Origin of the sequence: Nonomuraea sp. NPDC001636, assembly GCF_040298265.1 — a bacterium.
Classification (GTDB): Bacteria; Actinomycetota; Actinomycetes; order Streptosporangiales; family Streptosporangiaceae; genus Nonomuraea.
The window spans coordinates 122,652-139,903 of record NZ_JBEOZT010000001.1 but is presented as its reverse complement, the minus strand read 5'-3'; the positions used below and the strand labels follow the sequence as shown (position 1 = coordinate 139,903).

The 17,252-nt window shown below is 73.7% G+C and carries 11 protein-coding genes; 3 read left to right on the top strand and 8 right to left on the bottom strand.

Features of this window, described 5'->3' with window-relative positions:
* Positions 1-25 precede the first annotated feature (25 nt).
* Positions 26-763 carry a class I SAM-dependent methyltransferase gene (locus ABT158_RS00600; protein WP_352349378.1) on the top strand — a complete coding sequence of 246 codons (738 nt, stop codon included), beginning with the start codon at positions 26-28 and terminating at the stop codon, positions 761-763.
* Here ABT158_RS00600 and pgfA read toward each other — a convergent pair.
* From pgfA to ABT158_RS00560, 8 genes are all read right to left on the bottom strand, one after another.
* Positions 704-1,681, bottom strand: a complete 978-nt coding sequence (gene pgfA, locus ABT158_RS00595; protein ID WP_352349376.1) for a cell envelope lipid trafficking protein PgfA — start codon at positions 1,679-1,681, stop codon at positions 704-706. The genes ABT158_RS00600 and pgfA overlap by 60 nt on opposite strands.
* Positions 1,678-3,516 carry a hypothetical protein gene (locus ABT158_RS00590; RefSeq protein WP_352349374.1) on the bottom strand — a complete coding sequence of 613 codons (1,839 nt, stop codon included), beginning with the start codon at positions 3,514-3,516 and terminating at the stop codon, positions 1,678-1,680. Before ABT158_RS00590 ends, pgfA begins: the two co-directional genes overlap by 4 nt.
* A complete protein-coding gene (locus tag ABT158_RS00585) occupies positions 3,513-7,652 on the bottom strand; it encodes an alpha-(1->3)-arabinofuranosyltransferase domain-containing protein (protein ID WP_352349372.1) in 4,140 nt (1,379 codons plus the stop codon). The genes ABT158_RS00590 and ABT158_RS00585 overlap by 4 nt, the downstream gene beginning before the upstream one ends.
* Positions 7,649-8,872: a glycosyltransferase family 4 protein gene (locus tag ABT158_RS00580; protein ID WP_352349370.1), complete on the bottom strand. Its 1,224-nt coding sequence runs from the start codon at positions 8,870-8,872 to the stop codon at positions 7,649-7,651. The genes ABT158_RS00585 and ABT158_RS00580 overlap by 4 nt, the downstream gene beginning before the upstream one ends.
* A gap of 82 nt (positions 8,873-8,954) precedes the next feature.
* Positions 8,955-9,086 (bottom strand): hypothetical protein, encoded by a 132-nt coding sequence (locus ABT158_RS00575; RefSeq protein ID WP_260477562.1) that lies wholly within the window; start codon positions 9,084-9,086, stop codon positions 8,955-8,957.
* Positions 9,087-9,210: 124 nt separating this feature from the next.
* Positions 9,211-10,719 (bottom strand): MmpA family trehalose lipid delivery protein, encoded by a 1,509-nt coding sequence (locus tag ABT158_RS00570; protein ID WP_352349368.1) that lies wholly within the window; start codon positions 10,717-10,719, stop codon positions 9,211-9,213.
* A 77-nt stretch (positions 10,720-10,796) separates the two neighbouring features.
* The gene (locus tag ABT158_RS00565; RefSeq protein ID WP_352349366.1) at positions 10,797-12,974 is read right to left on the bottom strand and encodes an acyl-CoA dehydrogenase family protein; all 2,178 of its coding nucleotides are present in this window, start codon (positions 12,972-12,974) and stop codon (positions 10,797-10,799) included.
* 70 nt (positions 12,975-13,044) lie between these two features.
* Positions 13,045-13,896, bottom strand: coding sequence for a hypothetical protein (locus tag ABT158_RS00560; protein WP_352349364.1), 852 nt, complete (start codon positions 13,894-13,896; stop codon positions 13,045-13,047).
* 806 nt (positions 13,897-14,702) lie between these two features.
* Between ABT158_RS00560 and ABT158_RS00555 the strand changes: the two genes are divergently transcribed.
* Both ABT158_RS00555 and ABT158_RS00550 read left to right on the top strand, forming a co-directional pair.
* On the top strand, positions 14,703-16,133 hold the full coding sequence (locus ABT158_RS00555) for an AMP-binding protein (protein WP_352349362.1): 1,431 nt from the start codon (positions 14,703-14,705) through the stop codon (positions 16,131-16,133).
* 19 nt (positions 16,134-16,152) lie between these two features.
* Complete coding sequence (locus tag ABT158_RS00550; RefSeq protein ID WP_352349360.1) at positions 16,153-17,241, top strand: S1C family serine protease; 1,089 nt, start codon at positions 16,153-16,155, stop codon at positions 17,239-17,241.
* Positions 17,242-17,252 lie beyond the last annotated feature (11 nt).

Genomic DNA, 17,252 nt, shown 5'->3' with positions numbered 1-17,252 from the left:
CCTCCACTGCAGTAAGCTCCGCGCCGTGGACACCGAACCGTTCCGAGCGGATCTCGGCAGATCCGTCCGGTTGCTGCGCGCCTTCCGTCTGGAGCAGAGCGACCCCGACTTCTTCTACGGCACCCTGGCCAGGGACACGGTGGCCCAGCTCGCCACCTACACCGACCTGGCCGGCGCGACCGTGGCCGACATCGGCGGCGGTCCCGGCTACTTCGCCGACGCCCTGCGCGCGGTCGGCGCGCGGCCGCTGTGCGTCGACTGCGACGCCGGTGAGATGCGCCTGCGCGACGGCGTGCCGCCCCGCGACGCCGTGCTCGGCAGCGCGCTCGACCTGCCGCTCGCCACCGGCTCGGTGGACGTGTGCTTCTCCTCCAACGTGCTGGAGCACGTGCCCGACCCGCTGCGGATGGCCGACGAGATGGTCCGGGTGACCCGGCCGGGCGGCGTGGTCTACCTGTCGTACACGATCTGGTTCTCGCCGTGGGGCGGCCACGAGACCTCCCCCTGGCACTACCTCGGCGGCCACTACGCGGCCCGCCGCTACGCCCGCACCCACGGCAAACCGCCCAAGAACGTCTTCGGCGAGAGCATGTACGCCATCGGCGTGGCCAAGCCGCTGGCCTGGGCCCGCAGGAGGCGCGACGTGGAGGTCCTCGACGCGATCCCCCGCTACCATCCACGCTGGGCCAGGCACGTCGTCCACCTACCTGGCATCCGCGAGCTGGTCACCTGGAACCTGCTCCTCGTCCTGCGCCGCAGGTGAGCGCCGCCGCGACAACCACACGGCGGCCGCCACGCAGCCCGCGCCGAGCAGGCCGCCGCCGACCGGCGCCACCGTGCCGAGCAGCAGGATCCAGCGCTTGTAGGCGGCCGCCGTCGCCAGGGCCGCGACGACGTCCGGCTCGGCGGTGCGGAAGTCCGCGTCGAGGGCGGTCAGGCGGCCCCGGCCGTCCGCGGTGACCAGCGTCTCGGTCACCTCCTCCAGCGTCCTGACCGGCAGGCCGCTGACCGGTTCGACCCAGTACGTGCGCCGGATCTCGGCGTAGCGGCCGAGGCCGATGTCGCCCTTGCCGGGCAGGCCGAGCAGGCGGCGCGGCAGCGGCGGCGTCTCGCCCGGCACGAGCCGGCGCGGCGTGCGCTGGACGTAGCGGTAGGTCTCGACGCCGCGCACCCGCTCGACCCCGTCGAAGACGGCCGTGACCGGGCGGCGCAGGCGCAGGTCGAACAGCGGGTAGTCGCGGCGCTCCGCGTTGAACGGCCAGCGGAAGGCCTGCCCGCTCTGCCGGACGGAGACGTCCTCGTCCAGGTACTCGCCGCAGCAGTTCACGATCTCGCCGGTACGCCGGTCGAAGGCCAGGCGGCGCTCGTGGTAGTCCAGGCGGTGGCCGTCGCGGGTGGCCAGGGAGACCGACTCGCCCCACACCGCGCGGTCGTCGTCGCCGGCCAGCACGTCGCCGATCAGCCACCGGGTCTGGACCAGGTCGCCGGTCGTCTGCCGCATGGTCGCCGGGTCCACGTACGTGGCCGACTCGGCGGTCGCCCTGGTCATGCTCTGCTGTTCCAGGGGGGCCTTGAGCACCCGGTCGTAGACGTACAGGCGGCTCAGCGGGATGAGCGTCAGCAGGAAGGCCCCCACGGCGGCCAGCACCAGCGCGAGGCTCCTTCGGCTCGGGGCGGTCACGGCCGGGGCACCGCCTGTCCCGGCGTCACGTCGCCCAGGCACAGGCCGGGCGGCACGTCGTGCACGACGATCCGGTCCGCGCCCGGCACGGCCAGCAGGAAGACCCGGCCGAAGCCCGCGCGCAGCTTTAGGTCGGTGGCGCGGTCGCCCATCCACAGGGTGACCGTCGTGTCGGACCGGGCCGCGTACCCCAGCCTGACCAGGGTGCCCTCGACGCGGGTGACGCGGTTGTCCAGCGGCACCTGGACGGTCCCGCCGGTCACCGGCCAGCACCGGTCGCGGGTCGTGGGCACGAGCGGGATGCCCTGCACGTCCACCGGCCGCAGGCGGCCCTGGTCGTCGAAGACCAGGCCGTCGAGCGCGGCGGGCGGCGCCTGCATCCTGGCCCTGAGCGCGGGCGTGGCCAGCGCGCCCAGCACCCGCGAGGTCAGGCTGTAGGTCCGGTACGAGTCGGGCAGCACCTCCGTCGGCACCAGCCGGTCGTAGATCACGCTGTCGGGGGCCGCCCTGGCCAGCTCGGCGCGGGCGGTCTCGATGTAGTCGTGCCGCCGCTCGGCCCCCAGGTACCCGGCGAAGAGCGTCACCGTGACCAGCGACGCGCCCGCGAACAGCCCGAGCGTCGCGCCGGCCGCCCCGGTCACCCGCTCCCGCGCCGGCAGCGCCCTGCGGTACGGCTCCTCCTCGCCGCGCAGCGGCAGCAGCACCAGGCCCACGACCAGCGCGAGCAGCGGGACGGCGTCGGCGACGTACCGGGTGTCGGTGCCGACGAACGAGCCCAGCAGGTGGACGCGTCCCCACAACACCGGCAGCGCGTCCGCGACCAGCAGGTAGCCCAGCAGCGTGGCCCAGGCCAGGACCGCCCGCCTGCGGTACCGGCTGGTGATCACCACCAGCGCGGCCAGGACGACCAGGGAGGCGATGACCAGCGGCAGCGGCGGCGAGGCCACCCCCCAGTCGCCGCCCGCGAACCACCGCCACGGCCCGCCGAGCACGGTGGTGGCGAACGTCTTGCCCAGCAGCTCCCACAGGAAGCCGAGGGCCTGGTCGAAGATCGGCAGCGCCCCGGTGCTGGGCGCCGACGAAGACCGCTGGACGTAGAGCGCGCCGAAGGCCACCAGCACGGTGCCGTACATGGCCCAGGCGGCCAGGTGACGGCGCAGCGCGGCGCGCAGGCCGCCGTGGTAGATCGCGGTGAGGGCGAACAGCAGCAGCGGCAGCGCGAACCCCTTGACGAAGCCCAGCAGCCCGACCAGCACCCACAGCGCCGCGGCCACGGCGTGCCGCAGCCGGCCCGTCCGCAGGTGGTGCCAGTGCGAGGCGACCGCCATGGGCAGCGCGACCTGGAGGAAGACGGTGTTGAGCCCGGCCGCCCACCAGGCCAGCGCGGGCACGGTCACCGGCGCGAGCAGGAAGACCAGCAGCGGCACGAGCGTCGCCGGCCGCCTGCCGAAGACCACCCGCAGCATGCGCAGCACGCCCAGGGCGGCCAGGGCGTGCAGCGCCAGCACGGTGCCGGCCGCCCAGCCCCAGTCGAAGGGGTGCAGCCGGGAGACCAGCCAGGCCACCAGGAAGCCGCCCGGCATGAACTGGCCGAAGTGGATCCGGGTCAGGTAGTCGAAGGACAGGTCGCTCTCCATCGCCCTGGCCACGAACTCGTAGTCGTCCTCCTTGAAGTACGCCTCCTGGACGACGGCCGCCTTGCCCGCCACCGCGGCGGCGACGAGCACGAGCCCGGCCAGCAGGACGCCGTGGCGGCGGGCCCACCGGGCGGCGCGCGCCACCGGGCCGGGAACCGTGATGACGGTCCCCGCCCGCGGCTTGATCGTGTCGGTCACGGAACACTCGTCATGGTCGGGCCGCCTGCGGCGACGGTGATCGGTACGGTGGTCTGCCGGGCCGGCGCGCGCCTGGCCGCCACCTCGACGAGGAGCTGGCCGAGCAGCGGCAGGCAGAGCAGCTGCGCCCACAGGCCGCCCGCGCCGAGCGCGACCGCGACCGTGGCGGCCAGGTAGAGCGCGAGCCCGCCGGGCGGCCCGAGCAGCAGGGTCCAGCGCCGTCGCCCGCGCAGGTGCTCGGCCTCCCGCAGCGGCCGCGACCAGGCGCCCAGCACGAACGCCACCCCGGCCACGCCCGCCCCCGCCGGCCCGCCGACCCAGTAGCCGAGCGCGACGGCGAACACCGCGACGTGCCGGACCCGCGGCCGGGCGGCCAGGACGGGCGCCAGATGGCGTCCCGGCCGGCCCCTGCCCACCAGGGCCAGCCCGGCGACGAGCAGCGCCAGCGCCCCGCCCGCGGCCAGCCCCGCCCGGTACGGCTCGTCCGGCTCGTAGGTGAGCGTCACCGTCCCGGCCGTGAAGGCGGGCAGGAACCAGGCCTGCCGCCAGCCGTCGAGCCGGACCGGCTTGAGCGCCGCGGCCCCCAGCGTGGCCTTCCAGCCGGTGTTGAAGTTCTCGTTGACCACCAGGTAGGCGTCGTCCTGGACGTTCACCTGGACGACCCGCTCGCCGGCCGCCCACGTGGTGACCGGCGTGCGCCGCATGACGGTGGGCCCGGCCGCGGGGCTGCCCGGCTCGTGCCGCACGACCGCCGACTCGACCCGGTACGACTCCCCCGGCCGCACCGACAGCCGGGTCGGACCGGCCACGAGCTGCAGCCGCTCGCAGGTCTCGAAGGTCACCGGCCGGCCGGTGACCACGTCGTGCAGGGTGCCGCCGGTGACGGCGGTGTGCACCTCGTTGCCGTCGACGGTGAGCGTCGGCCCGAAGCCGCACGGCAGCGTGAGCTTGAAGCCGGTCAGCGCGCCGAGCGGCCGCACGCCGGGGAAGGCCACGTCGCTGATCTCGATCGGCCGGCCGCCGGACGCGCCGAACTCCAGCGCGATCTTCCTGGCCTTCATCTCCGGGAAGCGGACGAGCCCGTCCGTGCCGACCCAGCTCTGCCGGACGCCGCCCTCCGCGCGGATCGTCACCCGGACGGGAGGGGCGCCGAGGTAGGAGTCGGGCGTGATGACGCGGATCTGCGACAGCTTCGTCTCGCGGGCCAGCTCGACGTTCAGCGTGGGCCTGGGGTCGAGCGGGTCGGCGAACCAGGCCGTCTTCGGGTCGCCGTCGAAGGCCCAGCGGCCGCCCGCCGCGCCGCTGTCCACCGCGGTGGAGGAGGCGCGCACGCTCAGGGAGTCGCCGGGCAGCGTGCTGAGGCGTTCGATCGTCGCGCGGTCGGTGACCGTGGCGCGGCCCGAGATGCCGTACGCGCCGTCCTTGCCGGTGACGAAGGAGCGGTCGAAGCCGTTGCCGTCGTCGCCCAGCACCTCGTGGCCCTTGGCGCAGCTCCAGGCGGCCGAGCCGCGGACGCAGCCGGGCACGTCGCCGGTCCTGGCCACCGCGACCGTGGCCGGCTCGCCGGTGTCCTCGCGCGGGTCGGGCACGACGATCGAGCGTCCGGGCCGGACGCCGGGGATGGCGAGCTCGGTGATGCCGACCCGGCCGCCGAGGCGGCTCGCCGGTTCGTACGCGGTGGCGACGACCTTCACCCGCAGCCGATCGACCGGCCCCTTCGGCACGGCCAGCTCCTGCGGGTCGGCGGTCGCGCGCACCTTCTGGCGCAGCGAGCCGGCGCCGGTCTCCACGACGACCTCGCTGGGCGGCGGCCCGATCGGCGAGTTCTCGAACGCCACCTGGATCGTGGGGATCGTCAGCGGCTCGGCGAAGGTCACCTCCAGCCACTCGCCGACGGCGCCGTTCCAGCCGGTGGAGCGCCAGCTCGTGCGCCGGTCGCCGTCCAGGGCGGCGAAGGGCTGGTGGCCGGGCTCGCGGCTGTTCGCCGCGGCGCCGACGTCGGCCTCGGAGCTGGAGGCGGTGACGCTCGCGACGCCGGTGAGGCCCGCCGTGGAGACGTACCGCGCCCAGCCGGGGTCGAGCAGGTCGTTGGAGGGCGAGCTGCCGCGCAGGGGCTCGTCGGCGGTGAGCGTGGCGCTGGCGTTGCGGCGCAGGTCGGCGAAGGCGACCTCCCTGCGGCGCAGCGTGTCGGTCAGGATCGTGTCGTGCGCGGGCACCTTGACCACGCCCGCGTCGTCGTTGAGCAGGACGGGCCGGTCGTCGTCCAGGAGGCCCTGCTCGGCCAGGGAGAGCACGGACTCCGGCGCGCCGCCGACGCGCAGCGGGCGGGTGGCGTCCACGGTGCCGACCAGCGGCGCGGCGCCGGCCACGCGGTAGATCTCGACGGCCGGGTAGGGCTGGTCCAGCCAGGCGGCGGCCCGGCCGTACTGGGCGATGCCGACGCCCAGCCCCATCTGGGCCACGAGCGAGACGCCGGGCGAGTCCTCCAGCGCCTGGTGCACCCGGACCGGCCAGGCCGTGCCGATCGTCGCCCGGTCCAGGTCGTTCCGGACGACCAGGTACGACACCCCCATCCGGCGCAGCGTGGCGGACAGCCCCGGCGAGCCCTTGCCGGTGGCCAGGCGGTCGTCCACGGCGGCCATGAGCCGCGAGATGCCGGCCGAGCCCCACGGCACGATCGTGTGCGTGGCCCAGCGGGCCTGCGAGAGCGCCTGCAGCGGCTCGTCCAGGGGACGGCCCCACAGGTACTCGCCGCGTTTGGCGCCCGGCACGGCCAGCACCATGCCGTCGCCGGCGTTGCGGTTGAGCCAGGTGATGGCCTGCCGCCAGTAGTCGGGGATGGCGGTGAAGCCGCCGGCGGGGGCGAGACCGGCGTACAGGACGGGCAGGCCCGACAGGGTCACGAGCCCGGCGGCCAGCACGGTCAGGGGCGTGCGCAGGCGCGGGCGGGCCAGTGAGAGCAGCCCGGCGAGGCCGAGCGCGACGGGCAGCCTGATCAGCGCGTCGAACTTGTGCAGGTTGCGGAAGGCGGCGAGCGGGCCGTCGAGCAGCCCGACCATGAGCTGCTCGTGCGGCGTACCGGGATGGCCGGTGGTGATGATGGCGATCCCGCACAGCAGGCTGATCAGCAGGAACGGCCGCTCGGGCAGCCGGCGCAGGGTGAGCCCGGCCAGGCCGAGCGCGGCCACGGCGGCGGTGACCACGATCAGCCACGGGACGGTGGACTGCTGGTGGGCGTCGGGCAGCCAGGTCTGGCCGTCCACGGTCAGGAAGCTGAGCCAGCTCGACGTGCCGCGCAGCGCGTTGACCAGCGACGTCACGCCGGTCGTCGCGGTGGCGGTCTCGATGTAGGGCAGGAAGGAGAAGATGTAGCCGCCGAGCGTGAGCAGCGGGACGACCCACCACAGCGAGGCGAGCGCGACCAGCGGCAGCCACCAGGCGATCAGGCGGCGCTTGACCGGCCCGCCGCGCCTGGTCAGCAGGTAGACCATCGGCACCACGAGCACGGCCGCCTCGGCCACCGCGTTGACGCCGCCGCAGAAGAGGAAGGCGAACGCCGACAGCGCGGCCGCCCGGCGCGGCGTCAGCTCGCCCTTGGCCCCCTTGACCAGCGGGAGCAGGATCCACGGCAGCACGGCGCTGGGCAGGAACTCCGAGGAGTTGATGCCGATGAGCGCCTGGGCGTGCGGCGCGAGCGCGTACACGAAGCCGGCCAGGACGCGGGTGTGCGGGCCGCCGACGCCGAACGCGCGGGCGAGCTGGACCACGCCGAGGAAGGCGACGCACAGCACGAGCGACATCCACAGCCGCTGGACGGCCCACGACTCCATGCCCAGCTTGAGGAAGATCGCGTAGAACGGGCCCATCGGGAACAGGTAGCCGTACGCCTGGTTCTGCAGGTGGCCGAAGTAGGCGCCGTCCCACAGGTGCAGCGCCCGGCCGAGGAAGCCCAGCGGGTTGACCGCCATGTCGAGCTTCGTCTCGGGGATGATCTTCTCGGTCGAGGTGTTGAACGCGATGGCGCCGAGCAGCAGACAGGAGGCGAGCAACCGCAGCCTGTGCCTGATCCGGGCCTCGTAGCTCTCGACGGTGGAGTCCCCGCGTTCCCCCGGGGGTCCAGGCGAGGCTTGGGTCACTGAGGGGCTCCGCCGCAATCTTGGAGTTTCGCCAGGATAAGTCCGGTCATGTTAGCCCCAGTTCGGGCCCACGTAAATTCCCCGGCCCAGGCGCGGCAGGCCGCGGCCACCTCCGCCCGCCGCCGCGGGTCGGCCAGCTCCTCCAGCGCGCGGGCGGTCACCTCGGCCAGGCTCTCGCCGTCCCGGACGAGCCAGCCGGTGACGCCGTCCCGCACGGAGTCGCGCAGCCCGGCCACGTCGTAGGCCACGGTCGGCACGCCGAGCGCGGCGGCCTCGATCACGGTCAGCCCCCAGCCCTCGAACTCCGAGGCCGTCACGTTGAGCCGGGCGGCGGCCAGCAGGGCGTTCTTGCGCGATTCGGGCAGGAAGCCGTGCAGCTCGACCCGGCCGTCCAGGCCCCGGCCGGAGATCCGGGCGGCCAGGGCGTCGTGCTCGGGGCCGCGGCCCACGACGTGCACCCGCAGGCCCGGCCAGGCGTCGCCGAGCTCGGCGGCCAGGTCCACGACGCGCTCGATGCGCTTGTGGCCGATCAGGCGGCCGGCGTACACGAGGGCGGGCTCGCCCACGGGGGCCGGCGGCTCGCTCCGCACGGGCTCGGCGCAGCCGTTGGGCACGACGGTGACCGGCGCGAGCCAGCGCAACTTCGTGGCCAGGTCGCGCCTCGACGACTCCGAGACGGTGACCGTCAGGCAGCGCCGGTAGACCAGCCGGGCCACCTCGCCCTCCACGAAGCACCCGATCCGGGCCAGCCAGGCGGGCAGGAAGGCGTGGAACTGCCGGTCGTGGACGTGGTGCACGAGGCTGATCACGGGCGTGCGGCGGCGGACGACGAGCGGGGAGAAGAAGGGGATGCCGTTCATGGTGTCGATGACGACGTCCACGCGCCGCCGGTGGATCAGCAGCCAGAGCGGGACCAGCAGGTAGACGAGGTACGGGTTGCCCATCCTGCGCAGGTCGACGCCGTCGAGCACCTCGGCGCGCCGCTGCCCGCGCTGGCGGCCGGTGACGAACACGACCGAGGCCCCCTGGGTCAGCAGGAACCGGCTGACCTGCCAGGCGTACTCCTCGGCGCCGCCGGCCGTGGACTGGCAGGGTTCGCGGAAGTTGAGCATCGCCACGCGGACGCCCGCGAGTGGCCGCTCTCCCGCCGTCGCGTCGCTGGTCCGCGGGTCGATCAGCCGTGCCGTGTCCGCCTTGCGCTCACCGGTAAAGACCACCATCACTCCTCGTCGGCGGGCATGCGGGCATGGCGGAGCCACACTCCGTGCTCGCTGTGCATGGCCCCGCGTCAAGCGGGATGGATCACCTGGTGCCGTAGTTGTAGAGCGGCTGGTTGGGCGGGGTGAGCGACGGTGAGGCCACGTTGACCACCGCGACGGAGGCTCCGACCGCCAGCAGGGCTCCTATCGCCAGGGCCACGAGAAGTCGCAACACGAAGCTCTCCCTTCCTTCCGGTGACGCGGTGTGCCGAGACTAGAACGTGTTTCGTCTTGAATCCATAACATTGGTCAAACCGTGATAAAGCAAGTTACCCTCCGGTACATCATGAAACAGCCGGTCAACGCCGCAGCAAGCGCAGCTCTTCGCCGTCGAAAACCGTTCGCCAGCCGGGCGGCGCGGACGGGAACCCGTTCTCGCCCGCGGCCATGAGGAGATACCTGGCGGGCAGGTCGCCGTAGGCGCCCGCGGCCAGCAGGTCACCGGCGATGCGGTTCAGCGGGTCCTCGCCGCGCACCCGCAGCCGGCCGCCGCCGGGCAGGCCGACGAGCAACGTGTCGTCCCAGAGCACCCGGCGCCGGAACAGCTTGGTCGCCGGGTCGAGCACCACCCGGCCGCCGTTCCAGGCGAAGGCCCGGTGGGCGCCCCACGGCAGCGACACCAGCGCGCCCGGCGCGGGGTCGCCGTCCACGATCCGCTGGACCGCCGTCCATTCCGCCGGGTACGTCACCGCCGCCAGCCGGCCGAACGCGCCCAGCGCGAACGTCGGCAGGGCCAGCACCGGGGCCAGCACCCCGACCAGCGCGAACGCGCCCGACCTCAGGACCGAGGCCAGGCCGACCGCCGTCAGCAGGGCCAGCGGGGCCAGGTACACCTGGCCGTCGCGCAGCGGCCCGAACCCGGGCCACAGGGCGATGAGCCACTTGAGCGCGTCCCGTCCCGGCTGGAAGGCGCCCAGCCCGGCGACGCAGAACCCGGCGGCCGCCGCCACCGCCAGGCCGCCCCACCAGGCGGGCCGCTCGGGGGCCGCTCGGAGGCGGGCGTAGCCGTACAGGCCGGCGAGGACCAGGAGGAGCCGGGCGGTCGCCGTCCACCACGCCTCCTGGCCCGGCAGCCCGGCCTCGGCGTTCCAGATGCCGCCGAGCGAGAGCAGGCTGCCCAGCACGCCGAAGGGCCCGTCGGCGCGGGCCGCGAACGCCTCCACGCCCGCCGGGTCGGTCACCGCGCCCGAGCCGAGCGCGGGCACCGCCCACGGCAGGCTGTACGCGACCAGCACCCCGGCGGCGACCGGCACCCTGCGCCGGGCGACGGCGATCGGCATCAGGGTGAGCCAGGACACCAGCATCGCCTGGAACCCGCCCACCGCCGCCGGCAGCAACGCCACCCCCAGCCGCCCGAACCGCGCGAACCCTCCGGGGGGCTCCCGCGTGAGCGCGCGGATCGCCCACGGAAGCCCGGCCACGCCCAGGAGCAGGGCCCACTGGCCGAGCATGAGCCGCTGGGCGAGGTAGAGGTTCCAGGCGTAGAACGCGGCGGCCACGAGCCGGGCGAGCCTGCGCTCCGGCGGCACCAGCGCCGCCGCCCCGGTCGCGGCCAGCACGAACACGGCGACCAGGGCCGCCTTCTGCACGATCTCCACGGGCAACGCCCTGGACAGCAGCGCCACGACCAGGTCGCTGGGCACCGCCCGGGGGAAGCCGCCGCGGTCGGGCCACAGGGGCGGATCGGGCACGAAGAGCAGGTCGTACCGGAGCACCAGCCCCCAGCCCAGCGCCGGGCCGAGCGCCAGCACGGCCAGCCCCAGCCCCAGCGCCGCCGGCCCCCAGCGGCCCGCACGGCCTTCGCGCACCGTGACACCGCCTCTCCCTCGTGCCAGGACCGGCAGTCCGGGCACAAGGGAGATTAGCCGCCGACGCCTCACATGTGTTACTTACCGGGCTCGGGGTCCCGGGGCAGCCCCAGCATGCGCTCGCCGATGATGTTGAGCTGCACCTCGGTGGTGCCGCCGTAGATGGTCATGGCCCTGGTCGCGAGCACCGCCCGGTTCCAGTAGCCGGCGTCGCCGAGCTTCATGTCGGCGGCCACCACGGCCTGGGCGCCGAGCAGGCCCACGGCCGTCTCGGAGACGTGCTGGGCGTGCGAGGTGGACAGCAGCTTCCGTACGGAGGCGTCGGCGCCCGGCTCGTTCCCGGCCAGCTGCTTGAGCGTGACCCGCAGCGACAGCGCGTTGATCGAGTGCCCCTCGCACACGACCCCGGCCACCTCCTGCTCCTCGGCCGGCGTGAGCTCGCGCCCGAGCCGGCCGATCAGCCCGAGCAGGTCGGGCACGGACGCGCCGGTGCCGCCCGATCCGGACGACAGCGAGACGCGCTCGTTGGACAGCGTGTTGCGGGCGACCTTCCAGCCGTCGCCGACCTCGCCCACGACCAGGTCGTCCGGGACGAAGACGTCGTCAAGGAAGACCTCGTTGAACAGGTTCTCGCCGGTCATCTCGGTCAGCGGCCGGACCGTGACGCCGGGCGCCTTCATGTCCACCAGGAAGTACGTGATGCCCTCGTGCTTGGTGCCCTCGGAGGAGTTGCGGGCGATGCAGATGCCCCATTCGGCCACGTGCGCGACCGACGTCCAGATCTTCTGGCCGTTGAGCCGCCAGCCGCCCTCGACCTTCTCCGCCTTCATCTGCAGCGAGGCCAGGTCGGACCCGGCGCCCGGCTCGGAGAAGAGCTGGCACCAGATCATCTCGCCGCTGAGCGTCTTGGGCAGGAAACGTTCCTGCTGCTCGGGCGTGCCGTACACGGCGATGGACGGCACCACCCAGGCCCCGATGATCATCGCGGGCAGCCTGACCTTGGCGGCCTTGAGCTCCTGGGCGATGAGCACCTGCTCCAGCGGCTTGGCCGCGCGGCCCCACGGCCGGGGCAGGTGGGGCATGACGAACCCGCGGTCGGCGAGCGCCCGCTTCTGCTCCTGGCCCTCAAGGCGGGCGATCTCGGCGATCTCCGCGCGGATGCCCTCGCGCAGCTCCTCGGCGCCCTCGGGCAGGTCGATCTCCATCTCCCGGCCGACGCCCTGCAGGGCGAGCGCGGTCACCGAGGCGGCCCACTCGGCCGACGAGCCGAGCAGGGCGCGCAGGGTGAGGGCGCGCCGGTAGTAGAGGTGCACGTCGTGCTCGAAGGTGTAGCCGATGCCGCCGAACGTCTGGATCGCGTCCTTGGCGCACTGGACGGCCGCGTCGGGGGCCATCACCCCGGCGACGGCGGCGGCGTACTCCAGCTCGCGGCCCTCGGCCCTGGTGGCGTCCCAGACGGTGGCGCGGGCCTGCTCAAGCGCGACGAGCATCCGGGAGATCTTGTGCTTGATGCCCTGGAACTGGCCGATCGGCCGGCCGAACTGCTCGCGCACCTTGGCGTAGGCGGCGGCGGCCGTGACGCACCAGGACGCCAGCCCGGCGGCCTCGGCCCCGAGCAGGATCGCGGCCAGGTTGAGCACGTCGGGGCTCTCCACGCCGTCGAGCACGCGCTCGGCGGGCACGCGCGCCTCCGACAGCTCCACCTTGGCCACCGGCCGGGTCAGGTCGAGCGACCGGACCGGCGTGACGGTGACGGCCGAGGCGTCGACGGCGATCCACTCCTCGCCCTCGGACGTGGTCACCGGCAGCACCAGCACGTCGGCCAGCGAGCCGGCCAGCACCGGGTCGGCCGTGCCGGACACGACCAGGGAGCCGTCGTCGGCACGGGAGCCGGTGAGCGAGCCGGACAGCGCGACGGCGCCCGTCAGCGTGCCGTCGGCCAGGGCTTCGAGCAGGTCGTGCCGCTTGGAGGCGTGGATGACCGCACTGGCCAGCACGGTCGGCACGTACGGGCCGGGGGCGAGCTTCTCGGCCAGCGCCTCGACGGCGACGGCCGCCTCCAGCAGCCCGTAGCCCGAGCCGCCGGACTCCTCGGGCAGGTGCAGGCCGAGCAGCCCCTGCTCGGCCAGCCCCGGCCAGAAGGGCGGACGTTCGTCCGACCCGGACCGCAGCAGCTCCGAGGGGATGTTCCGCTCGGCCCAGCCGCTCACCGAGTCGCGGAGCGCCTCGTGCTCCTCGCTCAATCCGATCGCCATTGCTCATCCTCCAGCCAGGTCAAAGACAGTGCCCGATGCCCAGAACCATATTCTAGAGCATGCTTCTGGCCTAGAGGGGCCGCACCTGCTGGACGAGTGTCTTCAAATCAGCCCATCGCGCCTTGTTCTTCTCGGGGATCGAGGCCAGCAACATCGCCGGCTTGGTCTTGCCCACCTCGACGACCGTCACCACGGCCTGGGCGGTCTCGGTCTTGCCGCCCGAGACGTAGGTGACCTTGTAGCCCAGCGACCAGCCCTTGCCGACCGGCACCTTCGCGGACCCGGTCCAGGAGGTCAGCTGGGCGCCCGCCGGATACTGCGTGCGCAGCGCCCAGCGGGCCGCGCGGACGGCCATCTCGCGGTAGTCGGCGTCCTTGGAGGGCTTCTTGTCCGGGGCGTCGCCGGGGAACATGGCCGAGGCGATCACGGTGTGCGGCACCGCCACCTTGCCGATGCGCTGGGCGACGGTGAACGGCGCGAACGACTTGGCGTCCCAGGGCGCGGCCAGGCGCGGGTAGCTGATGCCGCTCGTCTTGTCGGAGATGATCCCGCTCACCACGGACGCCTTGCCCGGCAACGTGGGGAACGCCTTGCTCGCCGGCACCGAGGGGAGCACGACCGGCGTCTCGCTGGGGGTCGGGGAGGCGGTCGGGGTGGCGGTCGCGGCCGGCACGGGGGCGACGGAGACCGTCGTCCCGGCGGGGTCGCCGGTCGAGGGCACGTCGCCGGAGAACACGACGAAGATCAGCAGCACCGCCGTGACGGTGACGAGGATGGCGCCCGCGAGATAGATCGCGCGGATGGGGATGTCCCCGATGCCACGCTTGTGCGGCTTGGTGACGAGCGGCGTCACGGAACCGGCGGCGCCCGGCTGGGGCTGAGGCTGCGGCGACCTGGGCGCTCCCGGCGGCCACACCTGCACGGGCTGATGCTGCGACGCCTTCCCCGGCCCCGGCCGCTGCCCCGGCCCTTGCACAAGCCCAGGCCCTTGCGCGTGCACCTGCCCCGGCCCCTGCGCAGACCCTGGCACTGGCCCTTGCGCGTTGACCTGCCCCGGCCCCTGCGCAGCCCCCGGCCCTTGCACAGATCCCGGCCCTTGCACAGACCCTGGGCCTTGCACAGGCCCTGGGCCTTGCACAGGCCCTTGCGCAGGCCCTGGCCTTGTTCCTTGTGCGAGCCCTTGCCCCGCCCCTTGCCCCGCCCCTTGCGCGACCCCCGGGCCCGGGCCCTGCGCCTGTCCCGGCCCCTGCCGGCCGGCGCCTTGGAGCTGCTGGTTCCCGCCCGGAGACTGCGGCGGGTGCGGCGGGCGTCCCTGCGGCCCGGACGGAGGCTGCGGACGCGCCTGCGGACCCGAGGGCGGCCCGGGGTAGGGACGCGGCTGCGGACCGGACTGAGGCTGCGGACCGGACAGAGGCTGAGGACCGGACGGCGGCTGCGGACCAGATGGCGACTGCGGGCCAGGCTGAGGCTGGGGGCCGGAGGGCGGCTGTGGAGTCGGCCGGACCGGCTGGGACGCACCCGGCCGCGGCGGGCGCGGGATCTTGACCGTCTGCTCCGCAGGCGGCACGACTTGCTCGGCAGGCGGCACGACGACCTTGCGAAAAGGTTGGGTGTCCTGTGCTGATCTCTCGTCGCCGACGTCCGCCATGGCCTTGAGGTTACGTCACCGAAGAGCGGGATAATTCCTCTATTCCCCCAGCAGAATCTAATTCTGTATGGTCTGCGGACATGAGGGGTTTCTACGAGATCGCGGCCGCCGACCCGGACCGTCCCGCCCTGCTCGGCGACGACGGCGCGACCTACGGCGAGCTGCTCGCCCGCGCCAACAGGGCCTCCCACGGCCTGGTCGCGCGGGGCATCCGGCCGGGCGGCGCCGTGGTGACCGTGCTGAAGAACGGGCTCGACGCCCTCACCATGATGCTGGCCACCTACCAGATCGGCGCCTACCTGGTGCCGGTCAACTGGCACTTCACGGCCGAGGAGATCGACTACATCGTCGCCGACTGCGGCGCCGACGTCGTCGTCTCCCCCGGCGCGCTCACGGTCGCCGACCTGACCGACGGCCGGCCCGGCACCGCGCCCGAGCACCGCCGGGCCGGCTCGATGATGCTCTACACCTCCGGCACCACGGGCCGCCCCAAGGGCGTGCGCCGCCGGCTGCTCGACCTCACGCCCGAGGACCTCCACCCCATCCTGATGCGCAAGAGCTGGCGGCACTTCGGCCTGCCGTCCGACGGGGTGCACCTGGTGTGCTCGCAGCTCTACCACTCGGCCCCCTACGGCCAGGCGATGATGGCGCTGCAGTTCGGCCACTCGATCGTGGCGCCGGAGCGGTTCGACGCCACCGAGGCGCTGGCGCTGATCGAACGGCACCGGGTGACGAACGCGTTCATGGTCCCCACGATGTTCCACTGGCTGCTCGCCGTGCCGGACCGGAAGAATTACGACCTGTCCTCCCTCACTCACCTCTACCACGGCGCCGCCCCCTGCCCGCCCGCCACCAAGCAGGCGATGATCGACTGGCTCGGTCCCGTCCTATGGGAGTACTACGGCTCGACGGAGGCGGCGGTGGCGACGATGGTGTCGTCCCAGGAGTGGCTGGAGAGGCCGGGCACGGTCGGCAGGGCCCTCGACGGCATGGCCTTCACGATCATCGGCGACGACGGCCAGGAGGCGGCCCCCGGCGAGCCCGGGACGGTCTACATCGGCGGCATCAACCGCTTCGAGTACCACGGCGACCCCGTCAAGACCGCCTCGGCCATGCGCGGCGCCGCCTACACCCCCGGCGACATCGGCTACCTCGACGCCGACGGCTACCTGTTCCTGCTGGACCGCAGGACCGACCTGATCATCTCGGGCGGCGTCAACATCTATCCCGCCGAGATCGAGGCCGCGCTGCTCGAACATCCGTCGGTGGCCGACGTGGCGGTGATCGGCGTGCCCGACCCCGAGTGGGGGCACAAGGTCGTGGCGCTGGTCCAGCCCGTGCCGGGCGTGACGGGCGGCGCGGAGCTGACCGCCGAGCTGCTGCGGCACTGCGCGCCCCGGCTGGCCAGGATGAAACACCCCCGGGTGATCGAGTACCAAGAGTCGCTGCCGCGCACCCCGACGGGCAAACTCAGCAGACGGGACGTCCGGGAGGCGTATCTTTCTCGCTGAGCTGGGCAGAGACCTCCCCATGAGGGAGATCGTCGCCGGACTGGCAGCCGTCGTACTGCTCACCGCCTGCGGGCGGTCCCCGTCCGTCCCGGCGTCGACCTCCACGGCCACCGCGAGCCCGGCCACGACCACGCCGGGCTCCCCGACCGCCTCCGCGGAGGCGCCGGGGAGCGCGCCACAGTCGCTGGAGAGCGCGTACGAGCGGGTCATCACGGACGTCCTGCCGTCGATCGTGCAGATCAACACCAAGGTGGGCCTCGGCTCCGGCATCGTCTACGACACGGCGGGTCACATCGTCACCAACGCCCACGTGGTCGGCGAGGCGACCGAGATGAACGTCACGATCGCCACCGGCGGCGCACCCCGCCCGGCCAAGCTGGTCAAGGCGTTCGGCGCCGGCGACCTGGCGGTGATCAAGGTCGATCGGCCCGACGGGCTGCGCCCGGCCAGGTTCGGCGACTCGGGCAAGCTGCGGGTGGGCCAGATCGTCCTGGCCATGGGCAACCCGCTGGGCCTGTCGGGCAGCGTCACGAACGGGATCGTCTCGGCGCTCGGCCGTACCGTCAGCGAGCCCCAGAGCCCCGAGTCGCCGGGCGCCACCATCAGCGGCGCGATCCAGACCTCCGCCGCGATCAACCCCGGCAACAGCGGCGGCGCGCTGGTGAACCTGGCCGGCGAGGTCATCGGCATCCCGACCCTCGCCGCCACCGACCCTCAGCTCGGCGGCGGGGCCGCGCCCGGCATCGGGTTCGCGATCCCGAGCAACACGGCCACCGACATCGCGGCCCAGATCGTCAAGAACGGCAAGGTCACCAACAGCCACCGGGCCGCGCTCGGCATCCGCGGCAGCACGGTCATCGGCGCCACCGGGCAGCCGAGCGGTGTGGGCGTGGCGAGCGTGGAGAAGGGCGGGGGCGCGGAGAAGGCCGGGATCCGGGCCGGTGACGTGATCCTCTCGATCAACGGCAAGAAGACCACGACCATGGCCGCGCTGTCGGAGGAGATCACCGCCTTCAAGCCCGGCGACCAGGTCAAGGTCGAGATCCTGCGCCCCGACGGCGGCACCCAGACCGTCACGGTGACCCTCGGCGAGCTCAAGGCCGAGTGACGGCCCGACCG

What these genes read in the sequence shown, in the direction of transcription:
- ABT158_RS00580 (WP_352349370.1), bottom strand. Translation starts at nt 8,872, where the DNA reads ATGGTGGTCTTTACCGGTGAGCGCAAGGCGGACACGGCACGGCTGATC.
- ABT158_RS00565 (WP_352349366.1), bottom strand. Translation starts at nt 12,974, where the DNA reads ATGGCGATCGGATTGAGCGAGGAGCACGAGGCGCTCCGCGACTCGGTG.
- ABT158_RS00555 (WP_352349362.1), top strand. Translation starts at nt 14,703, where the DNA reads ATGAGGGGTTTCTACGAGATCGCGGCCGCCGACCCGGACCGTCCCGCC.
- ABT158_RS00550 (WP_352349360.1), top strand. Translation starts at nt 16,153, where the DNA reads ATGAGGGAGATCGTCGCCGGACTGGCAGCCGTCGTACTGCTCACCGCC.